The sequence below is a fragment of the Dysgonomonas sp. 521 genome (assembly GCF_010501055.1).
Lineage (GTDB): Bacteria > Bacteroidota > Bacteroidia > Bacteroidales > Dysgonomonadaceae > Dysgonomonas.
The window spans coordinates 1-3,347 of record NZ_QVMO01000176.1; the positions used below are offsets into that span (position 1 = coordinate 1).

The 3,347-nt window shown below is 43.0% G+C and carries 2 protein-coding genes; both read left to right on the top strand.

The window, feature by feature from the left end; all coding sequences use genetic code 11:
* Window positions 1–5: 5 nt before the first annotated feature.
* Entirely contained in the window at window positions 6–101 is a 96-nt protein-coding gene (locus tag D0T84_RS21695; RefSeq protein WP_370525544.1) for a DUF1896 family protein, read from the top strand.
* A complete protein-coding gene (locus D0T84_RS23190) occupies window positions 91–3,273 on the top strand; it encodes an N-6 DNA methylase (RefSeq protein ID WP_255495530.1) in 3,183 nt (1,060 codons plus the stop codon). The genes D0T84_RS21695 and D0T84_RS23190 overlap by 11 nt, the downstream gene beginning before the upstream one ends.
* The last annotated feature ends 74 nt before the right edge of the window (window positions 3,274–3,347 follow it).

Below are 3,347 nucleotides of genomic sequence, written 5' to 3' on the forward strand. Positions count from 1 at the left end.
ATCCTATTTCCGATGAGTTTGCCTATTCTCACGAATATGAAAAGCTCTATACAGAACTGACAGGTTTCATCGATTTATGGCTGGAAGAAAATGAGCTTTAATAAAAAGGTTCATCTTGGGGCCAATATCGAAGCCATCCGTACTGTCCTTGCTCTCGAAAGGGAGCAACGGGCAGCTACTGATGATGAAAGAAAGATAATGCAAGGCTATTCAGGATTTGGAGGACTTAAATGCGTCCTTAATCCTGCATCTTCTCTGACAGATACTTCTGCATGGGCTAAATCCGAACTGGAACTGTTTCCATTAGTAGCAGAATTACATCGTGTAATCAGGGATAATACCTCATCCGAAAAAGAATACAAGCAATACTTCAATAGCATCAAGAATTCGGTACTGACCGCATTCTATACACCGCCCGAAGCGGTACAAGCTATTGCCGATGCCATAAAAGATTCGGGAATAGAGATAAACCGCTTCCTTGATCCGTCCGCTGGTATGGGAGAATTCTCCCGTGCTTTTGGAAATAATGGTGAACGTATCTCTTTTGAAAAAGATATATTGACAGGAAAGTTGTTATCACATCTTCAACCTGATGATAAAGTGAAAATCGAAGGTTTTGAAACTATCGAGGGTAGATACAACAACTATTTCGATGTAGTTTCTTCCAATATACCATTCGGCGAAATGAGTGTTTTTGATGCTACTTTCATGAAACAGGATGCACTGCATCGTGATTCTACCAAAGCCATACACAACTATTTTTTTGTAAAAGGAGTGGAATCGTTGCGGGAAGGTGGTATTATGGCTTTTGTCACTTCACAGGGAGTAATGAATTCTCCCAATAACGAGCCTGTTCGCAAATGGCTGATGGAAAATACAAACCTTATATCGGCTATCCGTCTGCCCAATAATTTATTTACCGACTATGCCGGAACGGAAGTCGGAAGCGACCTGATTGTATTACAAAAAAATACAGCTAAAGAAAAAATGAATTTCGGAGAGGAACTATTTGTAAAGAGCTCTCCATTACCGATTTCGGGGATTTATAATAATGACTATTTCTATAACCACACCCGGATAGTACAAAACAAAGGTTTTATAGGTACTGACCCTTACGGAAAACCCGCACAGGTATTTCTGTATGAAGGGAGCCGGAAAGAAATGGCGGATTATATGGGGCAGATGCTAAAAAGTGATTTGAAGTTCAACCTCGATACTGAATTGTATAACAAACATCGGATTAGCAATACTCAAAAGCAAACGGAACGTTTGCAGCCTCAAACAGTGGCTTCCCAAGATATTAAGCCAACGCTTAAATCTGAAGACACTTTCTATTATAGTGAGCTTAATCCCCTTCATCAAGCAGAAGAACTTGATCCCTTTTGGCAAGCTGTTGAGGATGATTGGTTTCCCGAAAATAGAAAAAAATGGAGTGAGGGAAGGGAAACTGCTATAAAAAAGAAACCCGCTTCAGACCTGAGGAATCAATCTGTAATGCAAGAGCCGGAAACATCCCTCTATGACCTTTTCGGGTTTAGCCAAGAAGAACGGACACAGGTAAAATCGAGAAGAGGAAAGAGAAACAAAGCCCCTCTAAATCTCCCCAAAGGGGAGACTTCCAAAACGCTAATTTCTACCATAGGACAAACCTTATCGGGATCAGAGAGCCTCCCCCTTGGGGAGGTTGGAGGGGCTTCACGCTCTTATTCGGGCGAACTGTTTGAGTTCCACAAGAAAGGCTCATTGGTAGAAGATAAGGGACAGGTTGGTTTTCTGAAAGAACGCTACCGGGATGATGCCGAATTTCAGGCACTGGACGTAGCTTTCGACCAACGTTCAAAGATTAGTCGCTATATAGAGATTCGGGATACCTACCATGCCCTCTATAACCACGAAGCCAAGCACCTGACCGAACACGCATCGCTTCGAGGGAATCTGAATATCTGTTATGACAACTTTGTTCGTAGGTACGGCAATCTGAATGATAAGAAGAACCTTGATGTTATTAAGATGGATGCGGGAGGAATAGAAATTCTTTCGCTGGAAAGAAAGCCCCCTCTGACTCCCCCGCAGGGGGAGAACCAAAGCCCCCCTTGGGGGGTTGGGGGGCTCAAAGCCGATATTTTTCATCATCCTGTTGCTTTTAACCCCAACGAGATTTCCGTTGCTAATACTTCAGACGAAGCCCTTATTGCATCATTGAATAAATATGGCGAAGTCCGTCCAGAGTATATGCAGTCTTTGATGGGCGATAAAGACAGGGACGAAATCATATCCGAATTACAGGGACGTATCTATTTTAATCCGTTGGTGCAAAACTATGAAGTAAGGGATAAGTTTATAGCAGGCAATGTTATAGAAAAATCGGAAGCTATTGAACGCTACCTGCAAAACCATCCCGATGACATTCCCTCACAAGCATCGCTAAAAGCCTTGCAAGAAGCCACTCCACAACCTATCCGATACGAAGAACTTGATTTCAATTTCGGGGAAAGGTGGATTGGTACACCTGTGTACGAGGATTACATGAGCAAACTCTTTGAAACGGATGTCGATATATCTTATTACGCATCCCGTGATGATTTTACCGTCAAAGCGGACAGAAGCAATATGATTATCAATGAAAAGTTTGCCGTACAGGGAGAAAGTAAATTGTATACAGGTATCCATCTTCTCAAACACGCCCTGCTCAATACAACACCCAATATTACCAAAACTATCAAGGTAACAGACCCTGATACGGGAGAAGACAAGAATGTAAAAGTACCCGACGGGCAAGCCATACAGATGGCGAATACTAAGATTGATGAAATCCGAAACGGCTTTACTGACTGGCTGGACCAGCAATCTCCCGAGTTTAAAAATAAATTGGCTGATTCCTATAATCGCAAGTTCAACTGTTTTGTCCGTCCGCAATATGATGGCTCACACCAGAACTTCCCCGGACTGGACTTAAGGAGCTTGGGTATTCCTGATTTATACCAGTCCCAAAAGGATTGCGTATGGATGCTCAAGCAGAATGGCGGGGGAATATGTGACCATGAAGTAGGTGCGGGAAAGACACTGATTATGTGTACAGCCGCTTATGAGATGAAACGGCTTGGGCAAGCCAACAAACCGATGATTATCGGTCTGAAAGCAAATGTACATGAGATAGCTTCTACCTTCCGTACAGCCTATCCCAATGCCAGAATACTCTATCCGGGTAAGGAAGACTTTACTCCACAGAAAAGGGTGAAGATATTCAATGAAAATCGAGTAGGAGGAAAATGAAATAGTTTCCTCCTATTTCATTTTCCGACCTCTCACACCACCACGCATGCCGTTCGGCACGTGGCGGTTCCTTA

Excerpts from the sequence above, each read along its gene's own strand:
- D0T84_RS23190 (WP_255495530.1), top strand. The coding sequence starts at position 91 with ATGAGCTTTAATAAAAAGGTTCATCTTGGGGCCAATATCGAAGCCATC.